We start from the raw sequence: 5276 nt of genomic DNA on the forward strand, positions 1-5276 counted from the left end.
GTCGTTCGCCGCCCGTGCGGCCCCCGCCGCCGTGGCCGTGAGCGCGTCACTCCGGAGCCCCGCGGTGCCCGTGCAGGCCGCGACCCCCGCGACCCCGGTGGCCAACCACCTGCGCCCCACCGACGACGCCCTGTTCGTGGCGAGCGCCGGGTTCGCACCGTCCACCCACTCCTTCGTGGAGGGCGAACACCGCGTCATCATCCACACCATCGAAGGCCAGGTGAAGCGCGGCACCATCCGCGACGCGGACCTGCTCGAGGACGTCATCTCCCTGGAGCAGCAGAGCGGCTTCGCCCCCGAGCGCATCCCCGGCAAGCGCGTGAAGGCCATCTTCTTCATGCTCGCCGCGGGCGCGCGTCAGCCTCAGGCCGAGGGCTCCAAGATTCGCGTCACCTTCAACGACGGCCGCCAGGTCGCCGGCTTCTCCCAGGACTTCAAGGGCCCCACCCCGGGCTTCTTCGTCGTCCCCGCCGACACCCGCACCAACACCGCGCGCATCTTCATCTACCGCTCCAGCGTGCAGGCCGTCGCCGAAGGCTGACGCGGCCCACCGGGGCGGAGCAGCACCGCATAAAAAAGAGGGGCCTCGTCACCGAGACCCCTCTCTTCATTTCACCGACCCGAGGGCCGGCGAAGGGAAGCGACTTACTTCGTGCCCTTCGCCGCGGGCGCCGCGGGAGCCGCGGGAGCCGCAGGAGCCGCAGGAGCCGCCGCCGCGTCCTTCTTGGGGGTCAGCTCGAGCGCGAGCACGATGGAGATGTCCTCGCCCACCGCGACGCCGCCGGCCTCGAGCGCCTTGTTCCAGCCCAGGCCGAACTCCTTGCGGTTGAGCTTCGTGGTCGCCTCGACGCCACGGCGCATGCCGCCGAACGCGTCCTTGATCTCCGGCGTCGGGCCCACCACGTCCAGCACGACGGGCTTCGTCACGCCGTGCATCGTCAGGTCGCCGGTGACCTTCAGCTTGTCCTTGCCGGCCTTCGCGACCTTCGTCGACTTGAAGGTGATGGTCGGGTACTTCGCCGTGTCGAAGAAGTCAGGGCTCTTCAGGTGCTCGTCGCGCTTGGGCTCCGCGGTGTTGACGGTGGTCGCGTCGAGGACGGCCTCGACGGTGGACTTGGTCACGTCCTTGTCGTCGATGTTGATCGTGCCGGACTTCACCTTGAAGTTGCCCTTCACGTTGGACACCATCATGTGCTTCACGGAGAAATCCGCGGAGGAGTGCGCCGCGTCGATGTCATACGCGGCCGCGAAGGCGAACGAGGGGGCGGCAACGGCGATCAGGGTGATGACGGACTTCATGGACATCTTCATGGTGTGGACTCCTGGGACTGCGAACTGCGAGGTTCAGGTGCGCAGCGCGAAGCTGCGCATGGACAAGGTTCCGTGATGGAAGCCCTCGAACACGGGGGTGAGACGGTCCTCGGGGAGGGCAGCTCCGAGGACGAAATAGATGGGCAGCCAGTGCTCGGCAGAAGGATGCGCGAGCCGCGCATTCGGTGCATCCCTCCACGACTGAAGCCCCACGTAGTCACGTGCCGCAAGTTTTCCAGCGACCCATGCGTCGAACTCGGCGGCCCATGCCTCCACGGACGCCGCCTTGGAACTGAAATTCACGCGGCGCAGGTTGTGCACCACCCCGCCGCTGCCCATCAGTAGCACGCCCTCCGCGCGCAGCGGGCGCAAAGCCTCACCCATCTTCGCCACCATCGCGGGCGTCGCGTCCGCTGGCAGCGCCACCTGGATGACGGGCACGCGCGCCTCCGGGAAGGCATGCATCAGCGGAACCCACACGCCGTGGTCCAGGCCACGCGCGGCCTCCCCCACCGCCGGGATGCCCGCGGACGTCAGCCGCGACACCACGTCCAGCGCCAGCTCCGGCGCGCCGGGCGCAGGGTAGCGCAGCCGGTACATCGCTTCCGGGAAGCCGTAGAAGTCATAGACGAGCGGCGGCGCGGCGGTCGCGGTGACATGCACGCGCGCGTCCGTCTCCCAGTGCGCGGACACCACCACCAGCGCCTTCACCGGCCCCGCCCCGTCACCAAAGCGCTTGAGCGCCTGGGGGTACGCGTCCGTGTCCAACGCCGTCATCGGAGAGCCGTGCGACACGAACAGCGCCGGCGCCACCTGCCGGGCAACCGTGGGCCCGGGCCCCATCACCCCGGCGACCCCAGCGGCCGCCACTCCCTGCAGCACCTCGCGTCTGTCCACCCCGGTCGCCTTCATGAGCGACTTCCACTGCAACCCCAGGACCAACGCACCCGAAACGCCAAACCATTGAAATCAGGCAGAAAACCATTCCACCCCTGCGAAATGGCTCTCAGAATGATAGAGAGGCCTCTCAGTCTGAAACGTTCTGGGAGTCACCGTGGCGGGCTTGGAAGACCTGGACTTGAGGGAGTTGCTGGCGTTCGAGCCGAAGGGCGGGGTCATCCACTTCGCCGGGCAGCGGGCGCTGCTGATGGATCCGGTGGCGCTGGGGCTGCTGCGCGGGGAGCTCATCGGGATGATGGGGATGACGGCGGCGCGCGGCATCTTCACGCGGCTGGGCTACGCGCACGGCTGGCGCACGGCGGAGGCGATGCGGACGGCGGTGCCGTGGACGGACGAGTCCCACTGGCGCCGCGCGGGCGGCCGGCTGCACACGCTGATGGGCCAGGTGCGCGTGGAGCGCATCGAGCGCACGGACCAGGACGGGCCGGAGCCCTTCGCGGAGGCGCAGTGGCGCGACTCGTATGAAGCGGAGCAGCACCTGCTGCACCTGGGGCAGGCGGATCAACCGGTGTGCTGGAGCCTCACCGGCTTCGCGTCCGGCTACCTGAGCTACTGCAACGGCAAGCCCATCTATTGCGCGGAGCTCAAGTGCGTGGGCAAGGGCGACGCCGCCTGCCACATCGTGGGCCGCCCCGCCGAGGAGTGGAGCACCGAGTGCACGGAGGTGATGCGCTTCTATGAGACGCAGTGCATGGAGGGCGTGCTCGGCCAGGTGACGGAGGCCCTGCGGCAGGCGGAGCGCAAGCTGCGCGCGAAGCGGCAGTCGCTGGCGCGCGTGTCCGGCGTGACGGAGGACCCGGCCGGCATGGTCGCGCGCGCGGAGGCGATGCAGCGCGTGCTCAACCTGGCCCGGCGCTCCGCGAAGGTGGACACCACCATCCTCGTCACCGGCGAGAGCGGCGTGGGCAAGGAGCGCATCGCCCGGCTCATCCACGACGAGTCCGGCCGCGCCCACAAGGCCTTCATCGCCGTCAACTGCGCCGCCGTCACGGAGAGCCTGTTGGAGAGTGAGCTGTTCGGCCACGCGAAGGGCGCCTTCACCGGCGCCACGCATGACCGGCCCGGCCTCTTCGAGGCGGCCCACGGCGGCACCCTCTTCCTGGACGAGGTGGGCGAGGTGCCCCCCGCGATGCAGGCGAAGCTCTTGCGCGTCCTCCAGGAGCGCGAGGTGCGGCGCGTGGGGGAGAACCTCAACCGCAAGGTGGACGTGCGCGTGGTGGCCGCCACCAACCGGGAGCTCTCGGACGAGGTGCGCCTGGGCCGCTTCCGCCAGGACCTCTTCTACCGGCTGCGCGTCATCGAGCTGCGCATCCCCCCGCTGCGCGAGCGCAAGGAGGACATCCTCCCCCTGGCGCGGCTGCTGCTGGCCGAGGCCGGTGAGCGACTGGGCCGCCGCGTGGGCGGCCTGTCCCCGGACGCCGCGGATCAACTCCTGCGCTACGCGTGGCCGGGCAACGTCCGCGAACTGGGCAACGCCATCGAGCGCGCGGTGGTGCTGTGCGAGGGCCCGCGCGTGGAGCGCGAGGACCTGCCCGAGGAGGTGCGGGCCGCGCCGCCCAGCCTCGTGCCCGGCGGCAACCCGCGCCGCCTGGAGGACATGGAGAAGGAGTACATCCTCGCGGTGCTGGCCCAGAACGGCGGCAACCGCTCGCGCACCGCGGAGCAGCTGGACATCGGCGTGGCCACGCTCTACCGCAAGCTCAAGCAGTACGGACACCCGGAGGCCGCGCACTAGGGACGCGCACGGCCCACCGGGGATGCTTCAGTTGAGGAACTGGTCGCGGTCCGGCGGCGGGCGGTTCTTGCCCACGACGCGCAGGTGCTTGGAGCGGTCCCTCAGCTGGCGCTGCAGCCGCCAGTGCTGCAGGTGCAGCAAGAGCCGCTTGGGGCTGACGCCGCGCACGTAGGCGAACACCAGCACCAGGCTGATGAGCTCCGGGGCCAGGAACTGCCAGGCAGGCGCCGTGAGCAGCCGCAGCAGCGTGAAGCCCGCGCCAATGCCCGCGAACCAGTAGCCCGTCAGCGGGATGCCCCAGAAGTTCGTCTGCCCCCGGCCAATGACGAGCCCGTACGCCACCCACAGCACCGTGGTCATCACCGTGCCGCCGGCGTAGCCACTGGCCATGGGAATCACGAGCGCCAGCAGCACCGTGATGAAGCCCGCGAGCACCGTGATGCCCACCGACGCCAGCAGCAGGCGCCGCGGGCCCCAGGTGGACTCCAGGAAGCCGCCAATGGACCAGATGATGATGCCGCCGAAGATGATGCCCAGCGGATCCGTGGCGATGAACGCGTAGGTGAACGGCTCCCACACCCGCAGGCGCCCCAGCACCTCCCCGGGGTTGAGCAGCAACAGCGCGCCCTGACTGCCGCGCGTCGCCAGATACAGCACGGAGAAGGCCACCAGCCCTACCGCCAGCTTCGCGGCCATCGATTCCAGGCCGACGAGGCCGCCGCCGAAACCGCCGCCTCCTCCGCCATTGAAGCCCCGCATGGGTCGCATAGAGGCCCAAAGGTGGTGGAACCCTGCCCGGTCCGCAACCCCAAATGCCGAAACGATGAAGGGCGCTCCACCCTGGTGTCTCCAGGGAGAAGCGCCCTCGCATCCACACCCCTTCAGCCGCAGGCCCGGAGCTTCAGACCTTGTGACGGTAGAAGAGCGTGATGGTCAGACAGTGAAACTCCTTGTCCGAGGACTGCGTGACGATCTTGTCCACGATGTCCACGCCGGAGTTCTCCTTCAGCCACTTGGTGATGTTCTCACCCATGTTCTCGCGATCGCGCGCGAGCGTGGTGGAGAACACCTTGACTCCCGTGAAGCTGATAAGCCCCATTCCAACCCTCGTTGCACCAGAGATTACGAACGTTTACCCCGAGTCGCGGGCGCCATCAAGAAACGGGCCCGACTATCTGACCCAGGCACACCCGGGAAGTCCGCTCCGCAGCGTCCCGGGGGGTGGCCCGGGCGACCGTCCACCCGCCGACAGTGCGGCGGGGGACGGGGG

6 protein-coding genes are annotated in these 5276 nt (G+C 69.3%); 2 read left to right on the forward strand and 4 right to left on the reverse strand.

Going from position 1 to position 5276, the window contains the following annotated elements:
* A partial coding sequence (locus D7X12_RS38850) for a DUF6982 domain-containing protein (protein ID WP_439329418.1) occupies positions 1-541 on the forward strand: 541 nt, incomplete at its 5' end.
* A gap of 104 nt (positions 542-645) precedes the next feature.
* Here the strand turns inward: D7X12_RS38850 and D7X12_RS38855 are convergent.
* A complete protein-coding gene (locus tag D7X12_RS38855; protein WP_120630204.1) occupies positions 646-1311 on the reverse strand; it encodes a YceI family protein in 666 nt (221 codons plus the stop codon).
* Between the two features lie 33 nt (positions 1312-1344).
* A complete protein-coding gene (locus tag D7X12_RS38860) occupies positions 1345-2223 on the reverse strand; it encodes a DODA-type extradiol aromatic ring-opening family dioxygenase (protein WP_120630205.1) in 879 nt (292 codons plus the stop codon).
* A gap of 142 nt (positions 2224-2365) precedes the next feature.
* Between D7X12_RS38860 and D7X12_RS38865 the strand changes: the two genes are divergently transcribed.
* On the forward strand, positions 2366-4006 hold the full coding sequence (locus D7X12_RS38865; protein ID WP_120630206.1) for a sigma-54-dependent Fis family transcriptional regulator: 1641 nt from the start codon (positions 2366-2368) through the stop codon (positions 4004-4006).
* 27 nt (positions 4007-4033) lie between these two features.
* Here D7X12_RS38865 and D7X12_RS38870 read toward each other — a convergent pair whose 3' ends face one another.
* Positions 4034-4774 (reverse strand): DUF1751 domain-containing protein, encoded by a 741-nt coding sequence (locus D7X12_RS38870; RefSeq protein ID WP_120630207.1) that lies wholly within the window; start codon positions 4772-4774, stop codon positions 4034-4036.
* Positions 4775-4907: 133 nt separating this feature from the next.
* Positions 4908-5105 carry a hypothetical protein gene (locus tag D7X12_RS38875; RefSeq protein WP_120544774.1) on the reverse strand — a complete coding sequence of 66 codons (198 nt, stop codon included), beginning with the start codon at positions 5103-5105 and terminating at the stop codon, positions 4908-4910.
* Positions 5106-5276: the final 171 nt, after the last annotated feature.

This window comes from Corallococcus sicarius (genome assembly GCF_003611735.1).
Lineage (GTDB): Bacteria > Myxococcota > Myxococcia > Myxococcales > Myxococcaceae > Corallococcus > Corallococcus sicarius.

Bases quoted from the DNA above. Each gene is read 5' to 3' on its own strand.
- D7X12_RS38855 (WP_120630204.1), bottom strand. From the start codon at position 1,311: ATGAAGATGTCCATGAAGTCCGTCATCACCCTGATCGCCGTTGCCGCC.
- D7X12_RS38860 (WP_120630205.1), bottom strand. From the start codon at position 2,223: ATGAAGGCGACCGGGGTGGACAGACGCGAGGTGCTGCAGGGAGTGGCG.
- D7X12_RS38870 (WP_120630207.1), bottom strand. From the start codon at position 4,774: ATGCGACCCATGCGGGGCTTCAATGGCGGAGGAGGCGGCGGTTTCGGC.
- D7X12_RS38875 (WP_120544774.1), bottom strand. From the start codon at position 5,105: ATGGGGCTTATCAGCTTCACGGGAGTCAAGGTGTTCTCCACCACGCTC.